20 protein-coding genes are annotated in these 26,894 nt (G+C 34.7%); 18 read left to right on the top strand and 2 right to left on the bottom strand.

Annotated features, from left to right (window positions below):
• The 14 genes from EAG08_RS10005 to EAG08_RS10075 all read left to right on the top strand — a co-directional run bounded on the left by EAG08_RS10005 (nucleotide 1) and on the right by EAG08_RS10075 (nucleotide 22,977).
• Entirely contained in the window at nucleotides 1–6,228 is a 6,228-nt protein-coding gene (locus EAG08_RS10005; protein WP_129535303.1) for a hypothetical protein, read from the top strand.
• Between the two features lie 19 nt (nucleotides 6,229–6,247).
• The gene (locus EAG08_RS10010) at nucleotides 6,248–7,633 is read left to right on the top strand and encodes a tail fiber protein (RefSeq protein WP_129535304.1); all 1,386 of its coding nucleotides are present in this window, start codon (nucleotides 6,248–6,250) and stop codon (nucleotides 7,631–7,633) included.
• A 5-nt stretch (nucleotides 7,634–7,638) separates the two neighbouring features.
• Complete coding sequence (locus EAG08_RS10015) at nucleotides 7,639–8,571, top strand: hypothetical protein (RefSeq protein ID WP_129535305.1); 933 nt, start codon at nucleotides 7,639–7,641, stop codon at nucleotides 8,569–8,571.
• Nucleotides 8,571–9,278 carry a hypothetical protein gene (locus tag EAG08_RS10020; protein ID WP_129535306.1) on the top strand — a complete coding sequence of 236 codons (708 nt, stop codon included), beginning with the start codon at nucleotides 8,571–8,573 and terminating at the stop codon, nucleotides 9,276–9,278. Before EAG08_RS10015 ends, EAG08_RS10020 begins: the two co-directional genes overlap by 1 nt.
• Before the next feature lie 684 nt (nucleotides 9,279–9,962).
• Nucleotides 9,963–11,621, top strand: coding sequence for a hypothetical protein (locus tag EAG08_RS10025; protein ID WP_129535307.1), 1,659 nt, complete (start codon nucleotides 9,963–9,965; stop codon nucleotides 11,619–11,621).
• A gap of 199 nt (nucleotides 11,622–11,820) precedes the next feature.
• The gene (locus EAG08_RS10030) at nucleotides 11,821–15,921 is read left to right on the top strand and encodes a hypothetical protein (protein WP_129535308.1); all 4,101 of its coding nucleotides are present in this window, start codon (nucleotides 11,821–11,823) and stop codon (nucleotides 15,919–15,921) included.
• Between the two features lie 132 nt (nucleotides 15,922–16,053).
• Complete coding sequence (locus EAG08_RS10035) at nucleotides 16,054–18,243, top strand: cysteine peptidase family C39 domain-containing protein (RefSeq protein ID WP_129535309.1); 2,190 nt, start codon at nucleotides 16,054–16,056, stop codon at nucleotides 18,241–18,243.
• Nucleotides 18,244–18,247: 4 nt separating this feature from the next.
• Nucleotides 18,248–18,745: a hypothetical protein gene (locus EAG08_RS10040; protein WP_129535310.1), complete on the top strand. Its 498-nt coding sequence runs from the start codon at nucleotides 18,248–18,250 to the stop codon at nucleotides 18,743–18,745.
• A 46-nt stretch (nucleotides 18,746–18,791) separates the two neighbouring features.
• Nucleotides 18,792–19,235 carry a hypothetical protein gene (locus EAG08_RS10045; RefSeq protein WP_129535311.1) on the top strand — a complete coding sequence of 148 codons (444 nt, stop codon included), beginning with the start codon at nucleotides 18,792–18,794 and terminating at the stop codon, nucleotides 19,233–19,235.
• A 459-nt stretch (nucleotides 19,236–19,694) separates the two neighbouring features.
• Nucleotides 19,695–20,615 (top strand): helix-turn-helix transcriptional regulator, encoded by a 921-nt coding sequence (locus tag EAG08_RS10055; protein WP_129535312.1) that lies wholly within the window; start codon nucleotides 19,695–19,697, stop codon nucleotides 20,613–20,615.
• 245 nt (nucleotides 20,616–20,860) lie between these two features.
• Nucleotides 20,861–21,274 (top strand): energy transducer TonB, encoded by a 414-nt coding sequence (locus tag EAG08_RS10060; protein ID WP_228446850.1) that lies wholly within the window; start codon nucleotides 20,861–20,863, stop codon nucleotides 21,272–21,274.
• Between the two features lie 55 nt (nucleotides 21,275–21,329).
• The gene (locus EAG08_RS10065; RefSeq protein ID WP_129535313.1) at nucleotides 21,330–21,878 is read left to right on the top strand and encodes a hypothetical protein; all 549 of its coding nucleotides are present in this window, start codon (nucleotides 21,330–21,332) and stop codon (nucleotides 21,876–21,878) included.
• Nucleotides 21,879–22,100: 222 nt separating this feature from the next.
• On the top strand, nucleotides 22,101–22,403 hold the full coding sequence (locus EAG08_RS10070; protein WP_129535314.1) for a hypothetical protein: 303 nt from the start codon (nucleotides 22,101–22,103) through the stop codon (nucleotides 22,401–22,403).
• Nucleotides 22,404–22,545: 142 nt separating this feature from the next.
• Complete coding sequence (locus EAG08_RS10075) at nucleotides 22,546–22,977, top strand: nucleoside deaminase (protein WP_129535315.1); 432 nt, start codon at nucleotides 22,546–22,548, stop codon at nucleotides 22,975–22,977.
• A gap of 59 nt (nucleotides 22,978–23,036) precedes the next feature.
• Here EAG08_RS10075 and EAG08_RS10080 read toward each other — a convergent pair whose 3' ends face one another.
• Nucleotides 23,037–23,795, bottom strand: coding sequence for a type III pantothenate kinase (locus tag EAG08_RS10080; RefSeq protein ID WP_129535316.1), 759 nt, complete (start codon nucleotides 23,793–23,795; stop codon nucleotides 23,037–23,039).
• Nucleotides 23,796–23,903: 108 nt separating this feature from the next.
• Between EAG08_RS10080 and EAG08_RS22035 the strand changes: the two genes are divergently transcribed.
• From EAG08_RS22035 to EAG08_RS10095, 4 genes are all read left to right on the top strand, one after another.
• Nucleotides 23,904–24,227 carry a hypothetical protein gene (locus EAG08_RS22035; protein ID WP_228446851.1) on the top strand — a complete coding sequence of 108 codons (324 nt, stop codon included), beginning with the start codon at nucleotides 23,904–23,906 and terminating at the stop codon, nucleotides 24,225–24,227.
• The gene (locus tag EAG08_RS10085; RefSeq protein ID WP_228446852.1) at nucleotides 24,188–24,736 is read left to right on the top strand and encodes a M23 family metallopeptidase; all 549 of its coding nucleotides are present in this window, start codon (nucleotides 24,188–24,190) and stop codon (nucleotides 24,734–24,736) included. Before EAG08_RS22035 ends, EAG08_RS10085 begins: the two co-directional genes overlap by 40 nt.
• A 25-nt stretch (nucleotides 24,737–24,761) precedes the next feature.
• Nucleotides 24,762–25,250, top strand: a complete 489-nt coding sequence (locus EAG08_RS10090) for a hypothetical protein (protein WP_129535317.1) — start codon at nucleotides 24,762–24,764, stop codon at nucleotides 25,248–25,250.
• A 134-nt stretch (nucleotides 25,251–25,384) separates the two neighbouring features.
• Nucleotides 25,385–25,963, top strand: coding sequence for a hypothetical protein (locus EAG08_RS10095; protein ID WP_129535318.1), 579 nt, complete (start codon nucleotides 25,385–25,387; stop codon nucleotides 25,961–25,963).
• Nucleotides 25,964–25,987: 24 nt separating this feature from the next.
• Here EAG08_RS10095 and EAG08_RS10100 read toward each other — a convergent pair whose 3' ends face one another.
• The gene (locus EAG08_RS10100) at nucleotides 25,988–26,716 is read right to left on the bottom strand and encodes a hypothetical protein (RefSeq protein WP_129535319.1); all 729 of its coding nucleotides are present in this window, start codon (nucleotides 26,714–26,716) and stop codon (nucleotides 25,988–25,990) included.
• Nucleotides 26,717–26,894 lie beyond the last annotated feature (178 nt).

Here is a 26,894-nt window from a genome sequence, read left to right on the forward strand (position 1 = left end):
ATGAGTTTTTTTAAATATCATAATTATAACAATTCAGAAGCTATTATTAATAATTCTTGTAAAAGCTCTGTAAATGAAAGCATCATCCATGTCGGTAATCAAAATGGTTCCGGATTGGTGAATGTGGTGGACGAATACGGAAATCTGGTATGGAGCAAGATCTATACTACAAATGCAAGTGTTGAGTTCAGAAAAGTAATGAGCTTTCAGGATGGTTATATCATTTTAGGAGTAGAAAACGGGGAATCCCCGTTTCTGCTTCGAATGACAGAATCCGGAACCGCTCTTTGGCACAAAAGTTTTCATGATATCTCCGTGAAAGAGAATATTTTCATGGCGAATTTCTATGATCAGCACTTTCATTTTGCATTTCACAATGCCAGATTAAATGAAAGTGGCATCATGTTCATCACAGACAAAGGTGAGCTTATGTTTCAGCAGATCATTTTAAACAGCCAAGGAAAAAGAGAGTTCAAAATTACAGGTCTGGCGACTTACGGAGAAATGGTTCATTTATCCGGAGTGGAGATCGTTAAAGATAGCGAACAAGGAGTCTTCATTACCACTCAGGTGGGATTCGGATCGATAGAAGCCAAGTTTACCTCTTGGTATGATGGCACACCTATTGTTTTAGACGGAGTTTACTGCCGGGATGCAGCCGGAACTATAATGATTTCAGGAGTAGCGAATGACTTCCCTTGCCTCTTGAAAGCCAACGAAGGCTACGGAGCTTATTATCAGCAATTTAGAAGTCAACATACACGATATGCTTTAGGATACGAATCGTTCTATGCCTATAATGATAAAAATGAAATCATATACTCAAACTATGATTACGTACATGATTGGGTAAAAAGAATTGACGTAGAGAGGCTTACAATTGATCAGGTTGCAAACAATTCACCGATATTTCATGGGATCAATGATTCGACCAACTATTCAGGATATGTTGCCAATGATTTTAATACCTGTAAAACAGTTCCTCAGGAATTTTTCAGACCCACTCTTATAGAATTTCAATCAGTTCCTGTTAATTACAATTTTGAAAAACAGGATTTTGATTATCACGAGCTTACATTTGACATCAATGATTTGCCTTATGAGCTTACAGATGTATGTGAAGTAGGAAATGTGATCAATTTTAATGATTTTTCAGGGCTTCAGACCCCAAATTTCTATCTTCAGGCTGCAGGATCAAGAGGTGAAGACAGTACAAAAGGGATCCATCTGAGATGGAGTTTAGGAGGTGAATTGGGTGAAAACCATTTGCCGAAAGGTAATTTGGCAACAACCAATGTTAACTATAACAAACCGAACGACTTTGTAAAAATTTACAGAGCGCCGTATACGAAATCTGTATTCAACCTTAGCTTCAGCAAACCACCACAGCTGGTTGATGATTCTCAGAAACTTTGGGTATATAAATTTAATAATGATAAAAGGATTTTCTACGTTTATTTTAAAAACAAAGAAGTTTACAACCATGTAAGACAAAACGTTAACCCTCTTACAGATCCTTTGAAATTTATTGAAAGCTATGGTAACGAAATTATAGAAGTGCTATGTAAGACAGACCTATTTTTTGCAGCAGAAGCGAGAATTGAAAACGTAGATTCTCAGTCTGTTTTAGATCTGGAAGGGCTTTCTGTAAGTGATGTAAACAATGCTTCACAGCAATCTCTTACCTATAGAAAACAAAGCTATGGCTATGATGTTGCTCAAAATCATTTCACTGCCGAAAACGGAAAAACAATACGGTTCAGAGCCGGAAACTCTTATGTTTCAGCTATTGATTTTGAATTGTATTCAGATTTCATTATCGCAAGAAACGAAGAGCAGGCTTGGAAGCATATCGGAAATTTTGCATTAACAACCGATACAGAAACTTCTCATAAACGACTTGATCCTCTTCCTGAAACCAACCCGGTACATGGTAAATGGCTAAGATATAACGACAACGCTTATGTCAACACCGAAAATTATAAAACAAAATGGGAACATCCTTCTACAGGACCTTTGGATAAAGATATCCAAACTGTTGTAACAAACTATCTTTCGTTGAGTGATGCACAGCCAAATCCTAAAGCGTATGAGACCCTTAATTTTAATTTTGCTCCGACTGATTCAGACCCATTCGTAAATATTTCTACAGATCCTGTTCAGGATGGTGCAACGCAGATTTCTAATTTAGACATTCTAAATATTGCCTCATTAGACTATCACGTTGCAAGAATGTTGGGATTAGGACATCTTGATATTAAAAATGACGCTTTCGATCAGGAATTTATTTATATCGCAGAATATTTTACGAATAAGAATCTGGATATGAATACTTCTGATAAATCATATCAGCTGTTGTCGATGTCACTTCCGGTCTCTACTGAAATTGAAAGACTGAGCTTACCAGTTGATCTGATGAAGCTGACAAAAGGTATGGATTCTTCGAATCAAAATTCTTCGAATCTGTACAACAGTGAAGGATTTTCGCACGATGGTAAATACCGTTACATCAGTCTTTATAATTATCCGGTTCCTGAAAATGAGCTGAACCCTTCGTTTTTCTCAACTTCAATGCCGTATGATGCATCACAGTTTACCACACCTGTTTATGCAGGTTTAGAACATAGATTAGTAGAACCAGGACAAACTGATAATTATACTTGGAAAAAACCTGAACTTTGTCATGATACCCAGTACTTCCACCTTGATTCTACAGTTGGTACGCAGGTAGAAAAGCAGGAAACCTTGCCTATTCAGATTCCGGATACATATGCTCCTCTTTATATGCACAAGCAGGATAAAACCGGAACTTATTTCTACAAAGGATACGGAATCAACTGGTTCTCAAGAGCACAGCATGGTCAGAGCGAATTGTCTATTGTAACAGAAATTAAACCTTTCAATAAATTGCTGCCTCCTTCAGGAGCTACGGCCTTTAACATTCAGAAAGAATTTCCGCTGACATTTACGACTCAGGACGAACAGAGGCGTCTGAACACCATTGCTGGTACGGACAAAACATTGGCTCGACTTACATTTGACTATCATATTTATCAGGATCAGGTGGGATATTCCATTCCTTTTGATTCGGTTATATCTAATACTGAATATATTTCAGACCCCAATTCTCTTTTCCCTGATAACAAGGAAGTTTTTGCAGACGAGGTAGAAATTTTCTATAGAAACTATACCCCGAAAATCATTTCGGCAAGAGCGTATGATGTGATTCAGCACCCTACCAATCAGCTATTGGCTATTATTAAAACCAAAGATCTGCCATTGGTAAGTACCGGAGCCAATCCGAACCCAAATGTCAACCCGAATACAAACCCTAACCCAAATCCAAATCAGCAAAATTCGGGCACGTCGACTGTATTATACTCAGAATTTCCTGCAGGAACTACGGCAAGTGATTTTATAGGAGGTATCTTCCTGATGAATTCTGACAGCTATATCATTCATGAAATCGTTGAAGAATCTTTGGGTCTTACATTTACGGTATTTAAAAAAGCCGCAAGTGACGCAATAATTGCAGGTACAACACCCTTGATTAACCAATCCAGCTTAACACTTCCTGTGATTGATACGGGAACGGAGGGTTTATTCAATGTGACCGAAAATATGCAGAATACACCGACTTGGGGAGTAAAAAACCCTAATTCACTAAAAGTACAGATTGGAAGCAGTGATTGGACGATCAACAGAGAGATCATCAATATGCCTCAATCTAGCGGAGTTCCACAAAGGTATCTGGAAAAAAGCAGAGGTATCTGGAAAAATGCTAGTATACAAAAAGTGTATGAAAAAATTGAAAAATACCAGAACAGCCAAGGAACTGTTATTGAATTTCCTGATAATTATGTCAAAGTACATCAGGGAGTTTATAAAGTAACATTTGCAGGTTTTAAAATGGCACAGCATCCGCAGGTTTCTAACAATTCGCATTCAGTAGAATGGTTCAATGGTATTGTGAGGCTTTTCACAGTAGGAAATTATAACGATGGTTCTCCGATTGATTCAAGATCTATTTTTAAAGTGATACGTACTGAGAATATTGGGAGTACAACGGATAATTTGGTAGTATATTTCTATGATGAAAATTTCACCATCCGTGAAGATGTAAACTTTGAGCCTATTTTAGATACCGGAAGAGGATTATTTCCTGCAAGCCTTACAGATCCATATATTTCCCGTCTAAGAACTAAGGTAAATTATTATCCGTCTTACAAAGTGTATTTGCATAAAAATGAACCAAGCGGCTTTACTGAAGATGTTGTTTTACCACCTGCCGGAGAAGATGTAAGATATTCTATCTTCGGATTCAAGAGTGTGGACAATAATAATTTTGATCCGCAGGGAAATAAATATAAGTCTAAATTTAGTGTTCCGACAGTGATGTTTGCTCAGAGAATCATCGAACCAGAACAGCCTAAAAAGCCTACAGGGTCGAAATATGCGACAAGACCTGATAAATTTGGCAAATCGACCTATAGCATTTTAACAGAATACATTCATAAGCCCTATTCTGTACAGTTTTTCAGAGCGAATAACAGCTTGCTTTTAGCATCTCTATACGAACCTGAAACGATTTTGGAAATTAAGGCCGCCCTTAACGAACTGGGAGGAAATGAAGAAGAATACTTCAATGACAGATGGATGAACTTCATGGATTTTAACTTTATTTTAAATTCACCGGAATTCCTTGGTTTCCCATTAACATCAGATACACCGTACGCATTGCCACTTCCGGACAGCGCACATTTATTCAGTGTTATCAATGAATTTATTGAAGAGCATAATAGCTATTATGAGCTTTCACCTAGCAATCTGAATTACAGTCAACCATTGACTATTGCAGACAGAGGAAATATTAAATTCAATGAGCCTGTAATCAAAGCCGTTCCAAGTGTTTCCGGTCCTTTAAACTTCGGAAGTTTTGTCAAAGAAAGACTATCAAATTGCTTCTTGCCGCTTACAGAAGTTCCTGTGATCTACCAGCATATTAAGCCTCTGAACGTTTCAACGGTTACGGGACACCGACCTAAAAACAAAAAGCAGAACATCAGAGATACAAACGGATATTTATTACCTCCTACACACGCAGATTTTGATATGGCTCCGATGGCTGCAATATACAGCCAGGCTCCACATACAACATTGTTTACGGACTTTACCCTTGACGGAGCTTCAGACAACTTCTATTTTTATGGGGTAAGAGAACTTGGGAACCAAATGCAGATGGGAGAATTCAGTGAGTTCGCAGGACCGATTAAACTGGTCAATACCCATCCGGCAGAACCACCAAAAATCATGAGTCTTTTACCGGTTGTAGATAACGCAACATTAGGAATTACCGCTAAAGTGAAGGTGGAAGTCAATCCTTATCCTGAAGTACAGCAAATCACCAAGGTTTCACTTTACAGAGCGACCAATAAATTGGATGCTGATTCTATTTTAAGTATGAATCATGTTAAAACTGTTGATATTGCCGATGTACAAACAGATGAAGGAAACGGAACCTGGGTTTTATATGACGAGTTTGAAGATCTGGAAGACAAACCTTATGGCGACCTCCTCTTCTATCGAATCGTTGTTACCAGAAAAGTAGAATATTCTACGACAGATTATGAGGTATCACCTCCTGCGACAAAAGTAGTTGTAGAAGAGGCTCCCTCGATGCCTTCAAAGGTTGTGGTAAGTACACTGATAGAAAACTATAATCCGCCAACTCCTGAACTGAAATATCATTCTGAGCCGGTAGCTGTAGATTCAGACACTATCAATTGGGTGATCTTATCTTGGGATCAGGTTTGTTATAAAGGGAAATATCAATTGTACAAATTAAGCAACCAAGGAAACTGGAAAGAAATCGCAAAGATCAATACAGATCCTAAAGATGGTTCTAAAGCGCATTTGTCTCTGCTTGAAACCAATTCTACAAGCAACACCGAGGAATGGGTGGTACAGGAAACATTTGATTTGACAGCCAATAAGTTCTACTTACCGTTGGAAAAAGTGAATCTGGATCCGATGCAGATTAAAGATGCTGATGGAAATATATTATACCATCATTTCAAGCTCGTTTCCCAAAACACATCCAATATGTATAGCACACAGGAAAAAATTCTTACCATTTATAAAGAAGAAACATGGTCAGACATCGGAGGTATCTCATCAGACGGAATTGATGGAATGATCACTCAGGGAACATTTATCATCAGACCTTAACTATTTTAAATTTAAAATCATGGCAAAAAGAACAAAATCAGAACTAAAAAACTATTTCCAAGCCGGAAAAAGACCTACGGAAAGTCAGTTTGAAGATTTTATTGACAGTTACATGCATGTGAATAAAAATTTACACGGCGATTATATAGATTTGAATTTTGAATTCCTAAACAATGAAAACAATTGTGCTATTGATGTGTTATTTGGAAACACTTATATAAATGGTGTCATTACTCTCGAAATTGTAGGTTCTTATTCACATCAAAGTAGCGTAGGAAATATAAAAAAACAATTTCAGATAGGAGCTAATCCCGACCATTCTGTATGGTATTCTACAACTTCAAGATTAGTTGAAGCTGAAGGAACTATCCTTGACAACATTTACATTGGAAATTTAGAATGGGATTCTGTAATTAATCAATATAAAATCACCATCTATCATACTGCATCTACAGGAAATCCTTATAATTTGAGAGTTTCACAACAGTCGCAAGGAAATCTTGTTTTAGATCAAGTAACATTGTCTGCTATTTATACCAAATCTGTTAATGGACAGAATAGACATTTTGTAAATTATAATGAAAATGTAGGTATAGGAACCAAAAATCCTCAAACAAAATTACAAATAGTTTCGTCATTGAGTGATCCCAATGAGCCAGGAACAGTTATTATTGGAGAAGTACATCAACCCAATCTAAGATTAGGATATAATTCACAATATAGCTGGATTCAAAGTCATGCAGGAGCGCCCTTACATATTAATTCTGTAGGTAATAATGTAGTATTTAATAAAGATGCAGGAAATGTAGGAATTGGTATTGAAAATCCTCAGACAAAACTTGATGTCAACGGATTTGTAACTTCAAAAATTACTAGTGGAGCAGTAAATCCCTCAAATACCTCTGGATTTAGCGTAAATGAATTAGGAACTAATGTCTTGGAAATGTCCTACACAAGAGACGGACAAGGAATAGGAATGATCAAAACTCTTTCAGCTAATCACATTGCAATTGGCACTAATAATACAGAAAGATTAAGAATTAATGCAACTACAGGCAATGTTGGTATCGGAACACAAAACCCAGATCAGAAATTGACTGTAAAAGGAAAAATTCATGCAGAAGATGTTATCGTTAATATGAATGTTCCGGCAGATTATGTTTTCCAGAAATACTACGACAATCATTCGTCGATCAGAGAAGATTATTCGATGATGAATTTGAATGAGCTTGAAGCATTTATCAAAGAAAACAAACACTTACCAGAAATTCCTTCAGGAGAAAAAATGACCCAGGATGGTGTAACATTGGGAGATTTTCAGATGAAATTACTTCAGAAAATCGAAGAACTTACGTTGTATGTTATTTCTCTTAAAAAAGAAGTTGATACTCTAAAATTAAACTAAAAATCATGGCAAAAAGAACAAAATCAGAATTAAAGAATTATTTCCAAGCCGGAAAAAGACCTACGGAAAGTCAGTTTGGAGATTTCATTGACAGTTATATTCATCTTGATGTATCAGATTTAGCTTACGGGGAAGCAGGCACAAATACCCTAAACAGAGATAATGCCGGCGCATCAGGAGAAGGTGTGAGAAGTGGATTTCATCAGACATCTAGCCCAATCAATTATCCTGCAGGAGCATCTTCTTGGTGGCATCTCTTAGACGTAAGACATTCTAATGTCAATAACAATTATGCAATGCAGGTTGCCGGGAGTTTCTATGACCAAGATTTATGGTACAGAAAAACATCAAATGATGCAACTCAAGCATGGAGAAAAATTATAGCAGCTGAACCTAATGGTAATGTTGGAATTGGAACAGTCAACCCAGAGGAGAAACTTGATGTAAATGGTGGCATAAGATCAACAATTGCAAGTAATGAAGGCGGATATATTAATATATCTAATCCAAGCAAACCAAATGATTCTGCAGCAACATGGAGAATATATAATATGACAGGACAGTATGGAAATTCATTACAGTTTTGGAATTATTTTAATGATGGTACTTATGGGTGTAGGTTACAAATTTCTGATTACGGAAATATGGCATTATTCGGTAAATTAGAGGCTAAAGATGTTGTAATCAGCCCAACCCCAACAGCTGATTTTGTATTCGATACAGGATATAATCTCAAAACCATTTCTGATTTAGAATATTTTATTACAAAACACAAACATCTTCCTGAAATTCCTTCCGCAAAAGAAATGGAAAAAAATGGTTTGGCCGTTGGTGATTTTCAAATAAAACTTCTTCAGAAAATCGAAGAACTCACATTATATGCAATTTCCCAGAACAAAGAGATTGAGCAATTAAAATCACAAATAAATAAACAGTAATGCCAAAAAGATTAATCACAGAATTAAAAGAATATTTCAAAGCCGGAAAAAGGCCTACGCAAAACCAGTTTGCAGACTTTTTAGAAAGTTATGCGCATCTCGACGGTCCTCAGCTTGCAAGAATCACGAATAATATCAATACAGAAAACGGCTACCTAAGACTTAGAGGGATGGATAATGCTATTATTGCACAAATCTCTCTTCAGGATATCCGAAACAATATGGGGATTCCCAATAGTTTGGTGCAGAGCGTCAATGGACAAACCGGAAACATTATATTAGATCTTGAAGGACCTACTGATGTAGGAAGTACAAGGGAAGGGATTGCCAAATATTTCACAGCAAATCATAGTGCAACAGATATTTTTCACATCAAACTTCCTTACAGAGTCACAACAGACCGTGCAATGTATCATATCAAGGCTTCAGGGTATGCGTATGGGGCTGCTGATATCATTGATGTCACCTGGGTAGGATATTGTTATGCAGAAATATCAAATATTACTAATAATAAAACAGGAATTTTAAATTCTACAGCGATTACAGCGGGACAATATGTCGGCTCAGACTCTCACGTTTATCTCTGGTTTAAATTACCTAGCACCTATTTTTCAAGCTTTAAGTTAGATTCTATGCGCGTTGGCAACGGAGGTCTTATCACAAGTAGTGATGTACAGATCTTAGTGAGCAGCCAGGCTCAGTTATAATAAATTCTTTTTAAACAAAAGAGGCTGTCCGTAAAGACAGCCTCTTTCTTTTTTCTGAACACTAAATCAAATACAAAGCTCCTCGTTTTTGTATGTTTTTTTCAACAAATTTATCTTTTAAATCATTAAATAAAAAAATTATTATCAATTATAAATACGTCAAGTTTTGACGCTTTTGTCTGCTATATTTGAAAGATAAAGAGAGAAAAGATTAAAAAATAACCTCATCAATAAAAACACAATCTTATGGAAAACCCAATAACAATTCTGAAAAAACGCAAAACTTGATCACGAAAATCACCTCTCTGACATTGCAAATTTCTTCAGGGAAGGTTTTGAAAATGACATTTTAGAAAAAGATATCTTTTAAAATCTCTTTTTAATAGGTCAAGTTCTGTCGTGTCCTGTTCCTACCTTTAGAGTATCATAAAAACACAGAAAACTATCATTTAAATTTTCGTAAAAGCCTTTGAATTCACCATTCACAAAATGTTGGACAGCTAAAAGTATGTTCAAAATCAAATAGTAAAAGCACAATATGATGAACTTCACTATTAAAGTCTAAGGTGGATATTTTTAGCCGGAAACCACCCTAAAAAACAAGGCTGAAAACCTGAAGTAAGCTCTAATAAAAAGAGGCTTCAAAATTTTAATCTTAAAAATCTTAACAAAATAAAATAAAATATGGAAAAAAAGGAAAAATTTGATTCTGATTTTAATAAAAAAGACATTACCACATCCGCATGGTTTTGGAATTACATGGAAGATTATTGGCATAACAACCGAGAATTTCCGGAAAGTGTAGAAAATCACCTCAATAGAAAAGCTGATTTGGTCAATGGAAAAGTACCTTCATCGCAACTTCCCAATTATCTACCACTTACAGGAGGTGCCGTCACTGGAAATACTTTTATAAAGCCAAGATTAGCCATACAAAGAACAACTGACAACTCTGATTTTATCGCTATTAACGCAGGCACTAACAAAGCAGTGGTGAAAAACCCCGACAATCCTTCTGAAGAAAATGTTTTCATAGGATGGTTTAAATCTGATGATTTTCCAGCAGTGGGAAACGCTCCCTATTGCCAATTAAATCATAGTAATGCAAGAATGGCATTGAGAGCAGGTGTTAATGAAAGACCAGATTGTACACTAATCGTAAATGGTAAAGGATATATTGACAATATTGTAACTAATACCCATGGAACATCTCAAGATTGGAAACAAGCTTTTGATTGGGGCAATCATAATTTTGCAGGATATTTAAAAGCTAGAGGGGCACATCAAGATGCTTATGCAGCAAATATAGATTACCCAATCTCTATAACTGATTATGCAGGTGGTACCGGATTTCATAGCACTTATGGGAATTCATTACATATTAAGGGAATTAACACTTGGCATTCAAGATTGGACATTCCCACAGATGGTGATAGAATAGAATTGTGGCAGGGGATTAACACTACCACAATGAGCAAAAGAGGATATTTACCTGTCATTGAAGAAGGGCAAAATGTAGCAACTCAATCATGGGTTGCAAACAACTACGGAAATCAAACACTATCAGTAGGGAACGAGGGTAATGTGGGTCAACAATTAACGCTATCGAACGGCAATTCTGTACAAATAACAAATAATTTTGTTGCATGTAGAGATGGTTCACGGAACCCTAATGATATTAAACCTAACGAAAACGGACAAAGAGTTAGATATGACTTTGCAAATGCAAATACTGTTGGTGGTTCGGGTAACTATGCAGGTGTGATGACATATTCACCATGGGATGGTACAACAGCATCAACAGGTGACTCATCCTATCAGTTAGCTTTTGCGAACCAGATTGGGTTAAATGCGGGAGGTGCACCAATGCTTAAAATAAGAAATGGTATTGATAATACGTGGTCAAACACATGGTATAAGATTTGGAGTGAAGGTGATTTTTCCAAAACAGACATCAACAATTGGAATAATATTGCCAACACTGCTACAACCCAATCATGGGTAGAGTCACAGGATTACGCAACTCATTCATTTGTCGAAGAAAGCCTGAACAAAATAGCGTCAGAGCACATAGATCCTGATTATTCGATATCTGCTAGAAGTAATCTAAACACAATTATTATTACAGATCAATATCCTGTACAATTTCTAAAGCTTGAAAGTGATTTAGCTCCCGGAAAGCAAATGACAATAATCAATACAGCTCCTTTTGATATAGAAGTTCATAAAGATGGCAACATTGTAGACATAGTACGCTCCGAAGAAACAAATGAGTATTATATTACTCGCCAGCAGAGATTGGTCAAAAAAGGCTTTTATGGAAATGCTAAGATTTTAAGCTAATCTAATTCTAAGTTTACCTGGTAAGTTTTGCCACAACTTAATTCTAATATTTTAATTCATAAAATTTTCATCAATACTTCACTGATTAACAATCAGAGTGGATATTCTGTAGACTGAAACCACTTAAATAATATTACATACAAATATTCCTAAAAAGAATTTATCAAATTTTAATCTTAAAAATCAAAACAATTTTAAAATGTCAACAAATTTAAACACAAACAACTCTTCGCAAACACTATTCAGATTTGCAGCAATGAGAAACCCGGAACTATCAGATCCGAAAAATAAAAACAGAAGATTTATCTTCAGAAGCCAACAGGCAAAAAGTACAAGTGCAATTGATTCTTTGGTAAACTCTACAACTACTTTACAATCAGTATTTAGAAATCCAGCATCTATTACTGGTTTTACAGTACATTCCGAAGATTCTTTAAAAGCCCTTTACCCTAATTTTTATGATTTTGCGGTTTGGGTTGCAAGAAATAAATCTACTGCCACAAAAGAAGAATTTGACAAACAGATTGCGCTTTGTAAAACATTGGGAGCTTTCAACGTTGATCATGTTCTTTGGGATAACCTCGTTTATCAGGTAGTAACTCAAAAAGACTTTTACGCAAAAGAACTGATTATGCAATATCTGCATTTAGCCCATATTCTTAAAGAGTATGATCAATCTGAAGAGGCTTTTGAAGATATGAAAAAGGCTAAAGTCGTTTTGCCTAAAGAATTATTTAAAGTTTCTCAAACCGATTTCAACACTACAGGTTTTTCGATAGCCCAGAGGACTACTTACGATAATAAATCGATGAAATTTGCGGAAGCAACTCTTAACTTGAAAGAAAATCAAGATTTGAAAGACTCTCTTTCAAAATTAGAAAAAACTTTTAAAAAGCAGCATGATGAAGCTTACAAAGAAGTATATAACGAATATCAGCAAACTGTAAAACCACTTTTAAAGAGCTCACAAAGAGAAGCTTCTGAAGCTGACAGAAAAAAACAAATTTTAGAAAACAGAATCAATTATCTCACTCAGCTTAGCGTAGCTGACCCTGAAAAGTTCTATGCAAATAGTGAACTGGATATGGAGCTTCACCGCATCAAGGAAGAAATCATGCAGATTACCACTCCTGAAGTAGAAATCCCCGAATTTGCTTTCAGATTTGAAACGCCGGAAATCAGCGCTGAGGCAATGAGCAAAACAATGAGTGCGAATGATCAAAGCACATTGCTCAAACTATTCGGGGCACCAAGCCTTAAAGAAGCATTATCAGGTATTTCTTCATTTGATGAGCTGAGCCAAAATATCAATCAGAATAATCAATCTTTACAGCAAACAGTTTTAAACAATACGGTTCTTAATCAACAGGTTTCTGCAAATGTTGGAGGTGTCGTTATTCCTGTAAATAATAATTCTTCTACTAGCTATATTCCTTACAGCATAAAAACCTATGCTCGCAGTGCAACCGAATGGAGTTTACTTTTATCTTTAGACAGCAATCTGCAAATAGTATCTGCAAACTATAAGATAGAATTAAATGGTGTCGATTTCCAATCCACAAGCTTATCCCCGTTAGGCGGAGGTTCTTATTTATTGTTTGACTCGCCTAAAATTCCTACATCCGAAACTTACAGAGTGGAGCTGTTTATTTTAAAAGGAGAAATAAAACTAAGTGATGGCAATATTTATAATATAAATGTCACATTAGAGATTGACCCGAATGATTTGGATAGAATGACTAAACAATATCATTTCAGAGGTGCCGATGGATGCATGCCTGTAGACCCACCAAAACCAGGAACACCGGAGAATCCGGGAACACCCGAAACGCCAATAAAAAACCCTGAAACATCTTCTTTCATCCCTTCAGGATTTGGTATGAAAAACATCGGGATTGCAGATTATCTAAAAGTAGAACAAAGTACCTATTGCTATGTAGAAGGAGATGTTGCCCACATCGAAAACATCATGGCCCGCGAATATAAAGAGCGTTCTACAAGAAGATTAAAAAGAAGCGAGTCTCAAACTACAAAATCTTCAGAATCTGAAAAGGAAAAACTGACCGATACCACTTCTACCGAAAGACATGAGATGCAGAGTGAGATTTCTAAAATCTTACAGGAATCTAAAGATTTTGCAGCGCAAGCCGGAGCACAAGCAAATTGGAAAGTTGGTAATTCTGCAAGTTTTGGAATCACTGCCAACGCAAGTTACGCCACTCACAACTCAAAAGAAGAAAGCAACCGACAAGCAGTTACAGAAGCTAAAGATATTACTGCAAGAGCTTTAGACAGAATTGTTACTAAAGTAAAAGAAGAACGTATCGACAAAGTATTAGAAGAATATGAAGAAAACAACAAGCATGGTTTCGATAATACCAAAGGAAGCAATCACGTAGTAGGAGTTTACAGATGGGTAGATAAAGTAGTGAAAAACCAAATCTATAATTACGGTAAACGTATGATGTTTGAGTTTATGATTCCTGAACCGGCAAAATTACATTCTCTAGGAATGAAAATGATTGATAGTAATCAGCAGCTTGCAAAGCCTGTTGACCCGAGAGAGTCTTCAGTTCATAAATTAGAAAATTTTTCTTCTTTAGAAGACGATACAAAATTAAAATATTGGCTTAGTAAATATAAGGTAGATATTGAGTTTTTAGATAAAGAAATTACTGAAAGTTATTCTTTCTCTGAAAAAGGGCTTGGTCATACATCATCAGACGAAGGATATGGAAGATGGTCTGGAACTTATAATAAAGACATTCAATTATCAGAAGGATATATGCTTAAAAGCCTGAAAGGTAAAGTATCTACAGGATCGCTTCATTGGGGAAGTTACAACATTCCCGGCACTTTCAATCTAATGATTTGTGGAGAAGTACACCCTAATTCTTCAGCTTCTCAAATGTGTAATATTAATATGACTTTTTCAGGAGGTGAGATTAGAAAAAATATTGCAATTGCTTTCAGATCTTGGGATATTGAAACAGTATCTGGATCGTTAGTTGCTACTTGTACATTAACTCCTGATGCAAAAAATGCTTGGCTACAGTCAACCTTCAACAAAATCATCGAAGCATACAACGCTGAAATGGACAAATACAACCAAGCTCTATCAGAAGCAAAAGCATTAGGTGTACAGATCAAAGGTTCCAACCCAGGTTTCTACAGAAAAATCGAAAACACAATCTTAAGAAAAAACTGTATTTCTTATATGATTGATCAGAATCCTGGTGCTGCATTGACGTTTGGTAAGAACAAATATTATCAAACCGATAATGCAACCGAAAGCTTTACTAATACCGAAATTAAATTAGATTCAGGTTTAGATCAATATACCGCTTTTGTGAAGTTCATGGAACAGGCATTTGAATGGGATATTATGAGCTACTATTTCTATCCTTATTATTGGGGTAAAAGAGACAGATGGTCAGATATGTATCAATTTGATGACAACGATCCTACTTTCAGAGCATTTATGCAATCTGGTATGGCGAGAGTAATTGTTACTGTAAGACCGGGATTTGAAGAAGCCGTTAGACATTTCCTTGCAACCGGACAAATTTGGAATGGCGGTGAAGTTCCTGTAATCGACGACCTAATGTTCTTATCAATTGTAGACGAAATGCGTTCTGCATTAGGCAAAAAACAAGGAGAACCGTGGAGAGAAAAAATCCCTACAGCTTTAACCATTCTACAGGCAGATTCTATCGGCTTAAGAGTAGAAAAAGCATTGCCTTGCAACTGCGAGCCAGGAGTAAAGTTTGACGATCAATTAGGAGAAATGTGCGGAAGCAATTTTGAACTGAATAATAATCAGATTGGGCAATCTGCAGATAAATGGATTGAAATCAGCTATAATGAAATGGAGGATATTTCATTTAAAACTATTCAGAATTTTAAAGATGCAGGTGTTTATCCTAAAAAATTTGAATGTCTTGGAAATACATTTGAAATAGATAACATCCCAGAATCTGAACCTTCAATAAAATTGTACAAGCGTATTGCAGAAGAAGTTTCACAAATTGAAGGTGTAGAAGCATATCCTACCGGAGAAAACGGCATTACCTTTAAAGTAAATGTAAGGCTGATTAAAAACTTTGAGTTTGAAGAAGTGAGTGCAGATCCTACAAAAAAAATGTTTCCTTTCGCTTTCACTACTGATGCAGAAACACATCTGAAAGTAAATTCTCCTATAATAGATTTCGGACTTCCAAGAATTCTAGATAAAACTGGGCAACCACTTACCGCAGAAGAATACGAAAATCAGGCTCCGCTTTCTAAATTTTTAGTGTAATCTTTTAAATTTTCAAATCATTAATCGGGTAAAAACCGAGGCTATTGGGCAGCACTTTATTGTGCTGCCTTATATCCTAATGCATTTGAAAAAAGATTAATGAGAAATGTTTAATAACTAAAAACAAAGAAAATGGAAAACTTTGAAGACGAATTCGGAGATTTATCCGAATACAAAATACTTTCTTTTGAAGAAGTAAGCAAAGGTTTTGAAGGAAAAAAAACCTTTGAAAATACTATAATCAACAGGGACGATTCTCCTGAGTTCAGGAGCAAGTTCCATGATTATAGAAATACACCTTTAGGGTATTCTTATCTCACAGATGACCCCGTATCTGTTTTCGCTTCTACTGGTGTAGATGAGAACGGAAAGAAAAGATATGAATATAGAGCAGAAGTGCTGTCTTGTGAAAACGGCTCACAAGTATTGGGAAGTTACAATTCTAATAAAAGGGAACCTCAAAGTCTTTTTCTTTTTTACGAGAAACCAGATTCCAAGAAATCCAATTTTGCAGGAGACTTTTATGTTGCCAAAATGGGAGATTATTTTGTTCAACTTTTCAAGAGATTTCCTGAACCATTGCCATCATCTATTGGTGGAAAGTTCTTTAAGAATATTACCTCTATGGAAGATGAAGCTGCTTTCTTAGCCCAACTAGCATATACTCATGAAGGAGATAAGATTAATGCCACTTTGGTGCGTGATGCTTTAATGAGAGAATATCAGTTTTATACAGGAGACAAAAGATTTGAAGAAATTATAGGAGATATTACTGCCATTCCTGCTGATGCTATTGGTTGGTGTGCAGAGCAATTAGAAAGTTTAAAACCTACTGAGAAGAATTACAATCCTGAAGCCAAAGACTACTCTCCTCTAATTCCTTTTATAGGAGGAGCTAACCTAAACAAAACTGCACATTTTTTTGAAGATTTAGGAGATAACCCTTTTGTGCAGGGAGCAGAGGTTGCCTTTACTCAGGTTTGGGAGCTGGTAGAACAAGCAGCAAGTAAGGTAAAAGATGCCTCTAATGAGCATTTACCTGATGCTTTCAAAGGACTTGTAGAGAAAATTAGTAGTGTCATTGGTACGATTAAAAATTTTCTTTCTGAGGTTAAGGGTGAATTGGTGGAGTTGGCAAAGATAGGCATTGAAGTTCTTAAAATAGCCAATGCTTTTTACTGTGGTATCAATAGTGGACTTGTTGGACTTTTACAATGTATTTTATATATATTACAGTTTCTTTTCCAACCAACAACAGCTTTTTCTTATGAACAGTATAAAGAGAGAAGAGATTTACTAGAGAAAGCAGAAGATGTATTGGATTGGATTCTTGCAAATGCTCCTGTTTTCTTAAAAGGCGTAAAAAACCTTTTTAATTCAAGTGGGGGAATCTCGCAATCTGATTTTGAAGGTATATTTGACAAATTGAAAGGATATTGGGACAATACATCTCGTTATACAGTAGCATTTTATGTGGGAATTATTGCTTTTGAGTTCATCATCAATATTTTACTTCTTATTTTCACAGCAGGTTCTGGAAACATTATAAAAGGAACCACCTATGTACAAAAAGCTGCAAGTCTATTAAAAGTAATAACAAGGGAAGCAATGTCTGCTATAACATTTGGAATTACAGATTTACTGGCTTTGCTTTCAAGATTTATTGTTAGATTTGGAAAAGCGTGTGTTAAAGGGTTTAAAGGATTTATCAAGTTTATTGAAGAACTTTTTACAGGGGCAAAAAATGGTGCTAAGGCTGAGGATTTGATAGAAGAAGCAAAAGATATTGAAGAAGTCATCATCAAAGGAAGAAAATTTCAAAAAGGAGGAGGAGATGTAACCAAATCTTTTGCTGAAAATGCAGGAATAAAAATAGAAAAATGGATAAGTGAAACTAAAATTTTTGGACAATCTACTGACCATACTTGTGCTGCAACTTCTTTAAGAATGATACTTGATGACAAGGGGATTTTAAAGTTAGAAGATGAATTAGCAAGAGCTTTAAAAACAGATGCAGATGGTGCTTCTATTTTAGATATACCAAATGCGTTAGACTTTAAAAGAATAGATGAAGTAACAGCTATTGCAGAGAGTAAAATATTCTTACCTAAATTGTTGGAGAAGTTAGAAGATGGTGATAAGGCTATTATTAGTATTGGCAGTGATAATTTTGGTAGTCATGCAGTTGTATTGGAAAAAGTAGAAAATGGCAAAGTTTTTTTACGAGATCCATTGCCTATGAATAAAGGAACTTCTTATGCAATGAAAATAGAAGACTTTGAAAAAATATTTAAGAGAAAAGCAGTAATTATTAAGAAATAAAGCGATGACAGAACAAGGAAACATACAACTTAATGTAAAGGGAGAAAAACCTTTAAAAGGATATGAAATCATTCGGGTAAGAAATATTAACAATGCTAAAGAGGTATTGGAAAATTTTAAAAATGCAGTATTCACTTTCTTAAAAAATAAAACTCTTTCCTATGAGGATCCTAAATGGGAACAATTATTACCACAAGGAATTGTTAATAAGATTAAGCAGTTAGATGATGACAATAAAAAATATGATGAATTACTTTATGATGTAGATTCAACTATTTATAGTTTTCAAAAAATTAAAGAGTGGGAGTGGTATAGTTCATTAGAAACAGAGAAAGGATTTGATATTATTGTAAAAGGAAATTTTAATGCCACACAATTCATAAGTTTTATTCATTGCCAAAATGTCCCTTTAGAAAATATTAAGATTATAAATGCTGATAAACAGGAAGTTTATGAGTTGAAAACCATTAGAGATTATACAACGTATAAGATTCTGAAGTAATTTTACTAGAGACTGTGTAAAAAGCAGTCTCTTTTATATTAAAATTATGGAAATAGTATATTTAAAAAAGTACAAACAGTACAAAGAAAATGGAATTGGTAAGCTATATAATACATTTGGCTCTCCAAGAGGATTAAGTGAAGCTGAAATCCTACAAATGGAATTAGAAATGAATAATGGCTTGCCTTTCCCTAAAGCTTATAGAGAATTCTTGTTTTTAGGAGGGGAATTCAGTACGATACAATTAAATCATTATGGCAAAAAGACTCCAAAAGGAACAGAGTTTTTTAAAAGCGGATTAAAAAAAGAAAAATTAATATGGTTCGCCCGTTTGCCATACTTAATGTATTGGATGGAGAATGTGGAACATTTATTTATTTGGATGAGGGGGATAATCCACAACCGAAAAACTGTTCATTACACGAAGCTTATGACAATGATGATGATGAAATTATCTGGAATACTCCCTATAAAACTTTTTCAGAAATGATTGATAAGCGTGTTTATCTTGCTGAGAATAATTTAGGAATCTAATATTAAAAATAGACTGAGTGAAAACAATGTCTATAATAAGATTTTGGAATTCCCCCCGCTGCCGCACGATTGTATCGTGTGGCTTTTTATTTCCAATCACTTTCTCAATTTTTTAATCATTGTTAAAACACACAAATAATCAATCGCAATTACAAATTCCACAATTCCGAAGGATTATATTTCATAAGCTTTGCCGTCGTAAGTTGGCTGGATATATTTATCCGAAATAAATACAAAGAAATTCCTTTGGAAAGTCTAAGAATATATTCCAAAAAACTTATCCACAAAAATAAAACACGACACCTTTTGTCGCATTAACCGCATATATTTGTTTTAGAAAATTAGACAATGATACGCTTGCGTTCCATTCGACAAAAAAACAAAATAGCAAAGTTAAAAACATAAAAATACCCGAATGAAAAAAGACTTTTACCTCACAAGATATGCCTTAATCATTAAGAAATTAGAAAGTGCTCCGTCTACTTATTCACAACTGGAAGACTATCTTCTCAACTCTTTTGAATTTCAGGATGCAGATATAAAGAGTTACTCTATCCGTACTTTACAGAGGGATATCCGTGAGATTTCGGGGCTTTTTAATCTTTCTATTCACAACAAAAAGAAAGGTGACAACCGTTATTATATCGAGAGCCGGCCGATTATGGAAGTCGATGAGTATAACCAAAAATTATTAGAATCTTTTCAGGTAAGTAATGCATTAAATGTACACCCGGATTTTGCAGATTATATCTTTTTCGAAAGCAGAAAACCCACCGGAGTCGAGCATTTTTATGATCTTTTCTTTGCTATTCGTAATAAAAGAGTCGTGACTTTTGAACATTACAATTACAAAAACAAGCTGATGACTTCCAGAAAAGTTCATCCTTTGGCATTGAAAGAATCGAAAGACCGTTGGTATCTTATTGCAATTGATACCAAAGACAAAGCTCTAAAATCCTTTGGTTTAGACCGTATCAATTATCTGGATGTTAATGCTGCAAAATTCAAAGAAAAATACAAATACAACTTCAGAGAACATTTCAAAAATGCTTTCGGGGTAATGAATCTTACCGAACAAAATCCTCAGAAAATTGTCTTGAAATGCAGCAGACATCAGGGAGAATACATTCGTAGCTTTGCACTTCATCAGTCTCAGAAAGAGATTAAAGAAACTCCGGGAGAAATCATTTTTGAGTTTTTCCTCCACCCTACTTACGACTTTATGCAGGAGATTTTATCTTATGGAAAAGAAGTAGAAGTTCTTGAACCTAAAACTTTAGTCGAAGAGATTAAAAAACATTTACAAGAATCGCTCAACAGTTATTTTGAAGATTAAATTTTTTGCATCTTTTTTGATTACATTTACATAAACAATCATCTTTTGAAAGCTTTATATCTCTTTTTTATGCTCCTTTCAACATTTTGTTTTTCTCAACAAGTCGAGGAATTCAAAATGGTAAAAAACTATTACAACCAGCATAGAAGCATGCTTAATCAGGAATTCAAGAAAAAATTTGATGCAGAAAAGAATACTGTTATAAAAACAGCTATCAAACAAGATTTTCTCTTTTCATGAAAAAGATGGATAGCATTGAAAATGTCGCTCTCATCGGAGCTTTGCTTAAGGTAAAAAACCTTGAAGATTTAAGTAAAATCAATACCAAATCTACTTCAGCATCACCTGCTGTTTCTCAGACGATAGACCAGACTGCCAATTATCCCGGCGGAATGAATAACTTGAGAAAACAGGTTGCAGATCTCTTCTACGGAGATGGTGTTTATTCTGAAACAGGCAATAGCAAAGCAGTAGTCGCTTTTGTTGTAGAACAAGACGGCAGCATCAGCAATGTGCAGGCAGAAGGTGAAAACTTTACGTTTAACCGTCAGGCAGAGATCGCATTGTATTCAATCCCGGATAAATTTTCACCTGCTTCTGTTAACGGAAATCCTGTAAGATACCGATTCAGACTGCCTTTAGCGATTAACCTTGAGTAATTGATAAAATTTTCTTGGTCGTCTTATTTTAAATATTACATTTGAGAAAAAATCTATGAAAAGACTTTTACTCTCATTCTCTCTATTTTTCGGATTATTTTCTGCACAAGCTCAGGAAACAGAAAAACAAAGAAAAAACGATGTTCTTGCAGATCCTATTTTATTAATTGCCGTCCCGATGGCTAATGTTTCCTATGAAAGGCTATTGTCTGAAAACAAGGGATTAGGTATCAATGCAATGATTAAATTAGATCCTGAAGATGGCAGATTTTCGCAATTCTCAGCTTTTTACAGAATGTACTTTGGTAAAAAATATGCCTCCGGATTTTTCCTGGAAGGCTTCATACCAGTAACTACAGAATCCAATGACATTTATTCTTATAATTACGACGACATCAACGGATATTATTACACCTCATCTGTCACCAAAGGCAATTTTACAACCGTAGGAATCGGTTTTGGAGTCGGAGGAAAATGGGTAATGAAAAACAATTTAGTGATTGAAGCCAGTGGTGGTATTGCCAGAAGATTCGGGGACAGAGACAAACATTATTTCGATGAAGTAACCGGAAAAATAATGGGTGGTATCGGATATCGTTTTTAAATTTTAAAAAATATTTAATGAAAAGCTTAGTTTTGCACTAAGCTTTTATTTTTATAATTTAATTATTGAAAGTACTATGAAAAATCTAATTCTGTTTTTGCTTTTATTTGTAAATTTTTGTTTCGCCCAACAAACCGAAAATTTAAAATTAATAAAACAAAAATATGATGCTGAAATTGAAAAAATAGAGCAGAAATATAAAGATGATATTTCCAACAAAATTTGAAAGAAAGTGTAGGAATTTTAAAAATGAAAAAAAGTGTAGCTCTAAGAACCCTTTCGTTTGATGCACAACAAGAATATTTGGATGAAATCTCTAAAATAAGACCTCAAATAATACCTTTAGACTCTAGTAAAATTGTAAAAAATGAAGTGGGTCAAATACTTCCAGTTCATCCTAAAGGAACTTCCTACTTTCAAAATGAAGTAATTAATAATTTTTATGGAGATGAGATTGAAGCTAAGGGTACAGTTACATCAAGACTTACATTTATAGTAGAAAAAACGGAAGTATACAGTTTGTAAAAGCGGAAGGAGTAAATGAAACCTTTAATAAATATGCTATTTTAGCTGTATATCTAACTAAAGAAAAATGGGACCCTGCAAGATTAAACGGCTACCCTGTAAGATATAAATTTGCACTTCCTCTAACTTTAAGATTTGATTAATGTTTACCGACGAATATTTTATGAAAATGGCTTTTCAGGAAGCCGAGATTGCCTTTGAAAAAGATGAGGTTCCTATCGGATGTGTAGTAGTTTCAAATAATCGTGTGATTGCACGAGCACACAATCTTACCGAAACTTTAAACGATGTTACTGCCCACGCCGAAATGCAGGCCATCACCTCTGCTGCCAATTTTTTAGGCGGAAAATATTTGATCAACTGTACTTTGTATGTAACCTTAGAGCCTTGCGTGATGTGTTCGGGAGCACTTTCATGGTCACAGATTTCAAAAGTGGTGATTGGTGCCAGAGACGAGCAGCGCGGATTTATTAATAAAAATCTAAGCCTTCATCCCAAAACAGAAATCATCACAGGAATTATGGAAAATGAATGCTCTTCTATTGTAAAAGAGTTTTTCAAATCGAAAAGATAGGTTGAGTTAAAGGTTGAGGTTTAAACTTAAATAAAAGGTTAGTCTAAACTCAGCGTCAATTATAAATCTTTCCCCAAAAAGTATAATCCTTTTAGGGTATGCAGTCTATCTGCAATATGTATTTTATCGGTCAGCGGCTTGTAGACGTGAGAAACTCCGCCGGTCGCAATGACGAAACAGTCGTCGTTTACCTCATCGTTGATACGGTCGATGAAACCTTCTACCATTCCGAGGAAGCCGTAAACCATCCCACTTTGCATACAACTGATGGTATCTAAACCCAAAACAGATTTTGGTTTTATGAGTTCAATTTCCGGAAGCTGAGCCGTTTGGCTAATCAAAGAATTTAATGATGTTACGATTCCCGGAGCAATGATCACGCCTAAACATTCACCATTTTCAGCGACACAACTTGCCGTAAGAGCAGTTCCAAAATCAAGTACAATTTTTTTCCTGTCGGGGTACATATTATGCGCTGCAACGAGATTGGCGTAAATATCTGTTCCCATTTGTTTAGACTTTGCAATGACTTCCGACTGTGTATTGCGGTCTACCATTATCGGAACTATCCCATGAATTTTTCTTATCGCAGACGTAATTTCCCTTGTCAACTGAGGAACGACAGAGCCAATGATAATTTTCTCTATTTTTTTAGGATCAACTTTATAGGTTTGATATAAAATCAGCATCTGCCCATGCAACTCATCTGCAGTTCTGTACGGTTTTGTATTGATGACCCAAGAGATGTCACAATTGTCATCATCAAAAAGGCCAAATCTGATATTGCTGTTTCCAACATTGATTACGATAGAATTCATTGAATAGCTTTTCGGTGGTAAATTTAACAATTTTCATAAAAAGAGCCTTTTAATATCTGTAAAATTGGTTTATAATTGTAAAAACAATTGATTAAGCTCGAAACACCAATGAAAAAACTTTTAATTCTTATATTCATCAGCCAATTTGCAATAATTTTCTCTCAGAAAAACGTAAAAATGTACAACGAGAGAAAAGGCGACACCATTACATTCTATGTCGACAATCAGGAGATTTATCCCGTGTCGTTGGTTTTCAACGGTCAGCCGGAGACGAATAATTTAAAGAAACCTGAATTATTTAAAACTACTCAGGTAATTCCTGCAAAAACAATGAAGCAAAAAGTAACTTTCTTTGTCGTGAACGATAAAAAGAAAGGCTGGGGTGTCAAAAAATGCCCGGTTACAGAAGCTACATTGGTGACATTACGATAAAAGATTACGACAGTCAATATGTCTACGATTTACCTTTCGGAAAAGGAAAAGCATTTTGGATTCATCAGGGGTACAACGGAACATTCTCTCACCAAAATGAAAATTCTTTAGACTTCATTATGCCCGAAGGCACGGAAGTTTTAGCATCAAGAGAAGGCTTAGTCATAGACATCGTACAGAATAATAACCAAAGTTGCCCGACGAGAAGCTGTGCCCCTTTCGGGAATTACGTTTCGATATTGCATCCCGACGGAACGATTGCGCAATATTATCATTTAGAACAAAACGGTGTTCGGGTAAAACTCGGGGACAGTGTGACGAAAGGACAATTCATTGCGTACAGTGGAAATACCGGCTGGAGCAGCGGGCCGCATCTTCATTTCAATGTGTATATTTCGAGTGCAACGGCAGAGAAAAACAGAGTTACGCTAAAAACGCTTTTTAAAACCGGACATGGTGATAAGGTGGAGTTTTTGGAAGAGAAGAAATCTTATTCGAGAGGATATTAGATTTAAATACTAAATTCAATTTATCATGAAATTTAAAATCATTTTAATAGCATTCCTCTCTATAACTGCACTCTACTATATTTTAAGTATCATCATTTTTCGAGGAAGTTTTATTCAAGAACATGATTATTCTTACAATTCTTTATCAGAATCTAAGAAAGAAGGCACTTTAGTATCTAATGATTTGGAGCTAAAAATTGAGGGGGATTCTTTAAAAAGCATAAAAAACCTTAATGAAAAATTTTTCTCAACTCAATCAACATATCAAAAATTTTATGGTTTTCTATTTTCAATAGACAAAGAAGATGAAAACTACAGAAGAATTATTTGGGGTGAGCCCACTCAACTTTCTGCAGGACGAAACTGGATTATTGTTGATAAAGATGACAATTATTTAGGGGAAGCATTCTACACCGGACATGTTGATACAAAAGTATCTGAAATCATAACATTAACAGTTAAAAATGCCAAAACAGATAACAAGATAGGCAACATACAATTTTTGGTTAAATAATAAGCGATTTCACAATTGTCAACTCAATCTCAATGGCTACAAATTGTGAAATCTATGAAGAGTGTTCTTCTATAATCTACTAGCAAATTTTTGAATAATATTTTTTTAATATTTCAAGCAAATAATGATAAACAATGAAATATTTTTTCACAATACTTCTCCTTCTTCTCATCAACTTAAGTTGCATCAGTAGAAAAACAGCAACAACTTCAAACTGTACTGACTATTCGTTTTACTATAATTACACGAGTAGCGAAGCCTTAAAACAGATAAAAGACATCCCAAATCTTAAAGAGATTGACGAACATTCACTCAATTCTTATCTTGATAACGGTGATAATTTTACTGAGATTAAAAAGGATCAAATAGTATTTGTCCCAGAAAGTGAGTTTTTTCAAATTCCTGACCGAAAAGGAGAAATTCCACTGTATATTTTAGGGTATGTTCAGAATAATCATATTAAACAATACTTAGTATTTGAGCTTAATATAGGTCAAGACTCGTCTTTATATATCATCAATCAGGTAAATCATAAAATAACCTCAATGTTTTTAACTCATTCTAATTATAGCTCTGGTTATGGTGGTGAGAATGTTGGAACAAAAAAAATATCTGATTCTATTTTTAATGTTAAAGTGTTTCATTCTTATGATACAAGCGATAGTAATGGCAATTCTTCCGAAACTTGTCATTATCAGCTTAAGGATATTTAAGTTTGGTTCCGTAACACACACTCTCTAAATATTTAAAGGATAAGAAAAACAATCAATTCGATATATTTTTATCTGAAAACTAAATTTTCCGCTTAGATGAGATGTAGTGATTAGCTGATAAACTCTTCCGTTCTCCGAATCAAGAAAGTACTTTTCGTACCGCCGTATTTTTTGTGAATCTTTTTTTATCTCTTCAAAAATCCTTTTAGTTCTTGCAATACACACTTCGGACTCTTCAATTTTATATTTGTCCACCCTCTCTGTACTGTAAACAAAATTTTCTAAAATTTGTGGCTTAAAATGCAAGTTTGTTTCTGTATGTAGAATACTCAGCATTAATTCATCAAAAAGTAATCTGACTTCATCAGGTTTTAATTTTAATTCTCTAACAACATCTTTAAATTGTTGCTCAAATGTTGTATTTGTTTTTGCATACAATTGCAACTGTGTTTCATTTCGAAATTCCCAATAATCAAAATACATATTTGAAAGAAATGGAATAGCGTAAAATTGATTATTTTTTTGAAAAACAAGCACTTCGTCATAATCAACTTTTTTAGAATTTCTAAATAAAGTAATTGATAGAGAATCTAAATTTACTTGTCGAACTTGCTTCAGATTTTTATCGATCATGGGGGACTTTTCCAAAACATATTCAATACTTTTCTCTTCAGTATCAAAACCATTATTTTTCTCCTCTTCACAAGCAACAATCACAAAAATAATTAGAAATATTAAAATAAAATTCTTCATCTTTTCATACTATTATTTAAATATACAAAGTTCTATTCTCTTAAGTCTGGTATCTAATACAATTGCTTTATTTTAATAAAATCTAATTTACTTCAATCTACAACATATCCGTTTTAAACAAAATACAACTTACAAACATTACAAACAGACTTGTTTGTAACAACATGCAAAATACATA

Source organism: Chryseobacterium sp. 3008163 (assembly GCF_003669035.1).
Taxonomy (GTDB): Bacteria; Bacteroidota; Bacteroidia; order Flavobacteriales; family Weeksellaceae; genus Chryseobacterium.

Excerpts from the sequence above, each read along its gene's own strand:
- EAG08_RS10035 (WP_129535309.1), top strand. The coding sequence starts at position 16,054 with ATGGAAAACTTTGAAGACGAATTCGGAGATTTATCCGAATACAAAATA.
- EAG08_RS10020 (WP_129535306.1), top strand. The coding sequence starts at position 8,571 with ATGCCAAAAAGATTAATCACAGAATTAAAAGAATATTTCAAAGCCGGA.
- EAG08_RS22035 (WP_228446851.1), top strand. The coding sequence starts at position 23,904 with ATGAAAAAACTTTTAATTCTTATATTCATCAGCCAATTTGCAATAATT.
- EAG08_RS10045 (WP_129535311.1), top strand. The coding sequence starts at position 18,792 with ATGGAAATAGTATATTTAAAAAAGTACAAACAGTACAAAGAAAATGGA.
- EAG08_RS10060 (WP_228446850.1), top strand. The coding sequence starts at position 20,861 with ATGGATAGCATTGAAAATGTCGCTCTCATCGGAGCTTTGCTTAAGGTA.
- EAG08_RS10005 (WP_129535303.1), top strand. The coding sequence starts at position 1 with ATGAGTTTTTTTAAATATCATAATTATAACAATTCAGAAGCTATTATT.
- EAG08_RS10100 (WP_129535319.1), bottom strand. The coding sequence starts at position 26,716 with ATGAAGAATTTTATTTTAATATTTCTAATTATTTTTGTGATTGTTGCT.
- EAG08_RS10025 (WP_129535307.1), top strand. The coding sequence starts at position 9,963 with ATGGAAAAAAAGGAAAAATTTGATTCTGATTTTAATAAAAAAGACATT.
- EAG08_RS10040 (WP_129535310.1), top strand. The coding sequence starts at position 18,248 with ATGACAGAACAAGGAAACATACAACTTAATGTAAAGGGAGAAAAACCT.
- EAG08_RS10010 (WP_129535304.1), top strand. The coding sequence starts at position 6,248 with ATGGCAAAAAGAACAAAATCAGAACTAAAAAACTATTTCCAAGCCGGA.
- EAG08_RS10030 (WP_129535308.1), top strand. The coding sequence starts at position 11,821 with ATGTCAACAAATTTAAACACAAACAACTCTTCGCAAACACTATTCAGA.
- EAG08_RS10080 (WP_129535316.1), bottom strand. The coding sequence starts at position 23,795 with ATGAATTCTATCGTAATCAATGTTGGAAACAGCAATATCAGATTTGGC.
- EAG08_RS10090 (WP_129535317.1), top strand. The coding sequence starts at position 24,762 with ATGAAATTTAAAATCATTTTAATAGCATTCCTCTCTATAACTGCACTC.
- EAG08_RS10065 (WP_129535313.1), top strand. The coding sequence starts at position 21,330 with ATGAAAAGACTTTTACTCTCATTCTCTCTATTTTTCGGATTATTTTCT.
- EAG08_RS10055 (WP_129535312.1), top strand. The coding sequence starts at position 19,695 with ATGAAAAAAGACTTTTACCTCACAAGATATGCCTTAATCATTAAGAAA.
- EAG08_RS10075 (WP_129535315.1), top strand. The coding sequence starts at position 22,546 with ATGTTTACCGACGAATATTTTATGAAAATGGCTTTTCAGGAAGCCGAG.
- EAG08_RS10015 (WP_129535305.1), top strand. The coding sequence starts at position 7,639 with ATGGCAAAAAGAACAAAATCAGAATTAAAGAATTATTTCCAAGCCGGA.
- EAG08_RS10085 (WP_228446852.1), top strand. The coding sequence starts at position 24,188 with ATGCCCGGTTACAGAAGCTACATTGGTGACATTACGATAAAAGATTAC.
- EAG08_RS10095 (WP_129535318.1), top strand. The coding sequence starts at position 25,385 with ATGAAATATTTTTTCACAATACTTCTCCTTCTTCTCATCAACTTAAGT.